Source organism: Micromonospora zhanjiangensis, assembly GCF_042650605.1.
GTDB lineage: Bacteria > Actinomycetota > Actinomycetes > Mycobacteriales > Micromonosporaceae > Micromonospora_J > Micromonospora_J zhanjiangensis.
On the sequence record NZ_JBHSBN010000101.1, the window covers coordinates 1 to 1,384 of the forward strand.

The following is a 1,384-nucleotide window of genomic DNA, read 5'->3' on the forward strand; positions in this document are numbered from 1 at the left end:
AAAGAACGGTGTAACTCCTGATCAAGGAGACGCACCTGATGACCGTGACGACTGACGCCGTGGATACTGCCGCGGTGGCGAAGAAGAAGCAGCAGGAGCCTGGCCTGCCGGCCGGGGTGAACGCCGAGCTAATCGGTCAGCTCGTCGAGCAGGCCCGGACCTCGGGCTTGCAGCTGACCGGCGAGGGCGGGCTGCTGCAGCAACTGACCAAGCGCGTGATCGAGGCGGCGATGGACGGCGAGATCACCGACCATCTCGGCTACGAGAAGCACGATCCGGCCGGCAAGGACGGCGGGAACTCCCGCAACGGATCGAGGGCGAAAACGGTGCTTACCGACGTCGGCCCGGTCGAGATCGTCGTGCCGCGGGACCGGGACGGTTCGTTCGAGCCGCAGATCGTCAAGAAGCGGCAGCGCCGGCTGACCGGGGTCGAGGACATGGTCCTGTCGCTGTCGGCCAAGGGCCTGACCACGGGTGAGATCAGCGCTCACCTGGCCGAAGTCTACGGCGCCGACGTGTCGCGGCAGACGATCTCCACGATCACCGACAAGGTTATGGACGGCATGGCCGAGTGGCAGAACCGGCCCCTGGACCGGGTCTATCCGGTGGTGTTTTTGGACGCGATCAACGTGAAGATCCGGGACGGGAAGGTCGCCAACCGGCCCATCTACGTCGCTCTGGCGGTCACCGCCGAGGGCACCCGCGACATCCTCGGGCTGTGGGCCGGCGACGGCGGCGAAGGCGCGAAGTTCTGGTTCAGCGTGTGCACCGAGCTGAAGAACCGCGGTGTCGAGGACGTGCTGATGGCCGTCTGCGACGGGCTGACCGGCTTGCCCGACGCGATCAACACCGTCTGGCCCAAGACGGTGGTCCAGACCTGCGTGGTCCACTTGCTGCGCAACTCGTTCAAGTACGCGTCCCGGCAGCACTGGGACGCGATCGCGAAGGCTTTGAAGCCGGTCTACACCGCACCGACCGAGGCCGCCGCCGAGCAGCGGTTCCTGGAGTTCGCCGAGGTCTGGGGCGAGCGTTATCCAGCGATCGTGCGGCTCTGGGAGAACGCCTGGGCCGAGTTCGTGCCGTTCCTGGCCTTCGACGCCGAGATCCGTAAGGTCGTCTGCTCGACGAACGCGATCGAGAGCGTGAACGCCCGGATCCGCCGAGCCGTGCGGGCCCGCGGCCACTTCCCGAACGAGCAAGCCGCCCTGAAATGCGTCTACCTCGCCGTGATGGCCCTGGACCCGACCGGCACCGGCCGCCGCCGCTGGATCACCCGCTGGAAACCCGCCCTCAACGCCTTCGACCTCGCCTTCGACGGACGCCTGTCCGCAGGCCGTAACTGACCTTCACCAATATCGAGTTACACCGTTTTCTTGACACTCCC

The 1,384-nt window shown here is 66.5% G+C and carries 1 protein-coding gene; it reads left to right on the forward strand.

Features of this window, described 5'->3' with window-relative positions; translation table 11 throughout:
• Positions 1-38: 38 nt before the first annotated feature.
• A complete protein-coding gene (locus tag ACFOX0_RS34100) occupies positions 39-1,343 on the forward strand; it encodes an IS256 family transposase (RefSeq protein ID WP_377553802.1) in 1,305 nt (434 codons plus the stop codon).
• The last annotated feature ends 41 nt before the right edge of the window (positions 1,344-1,384 follow it).

Coding starts and splice junctions, on each gene's coding strand:
- ACFOX0_RS34100 (WP_377553802.1), top strand. CDS start 39: ATGACCGTGACGACTGACGCCGTGGATACTGCCGCGGTGGCGAAGAAG.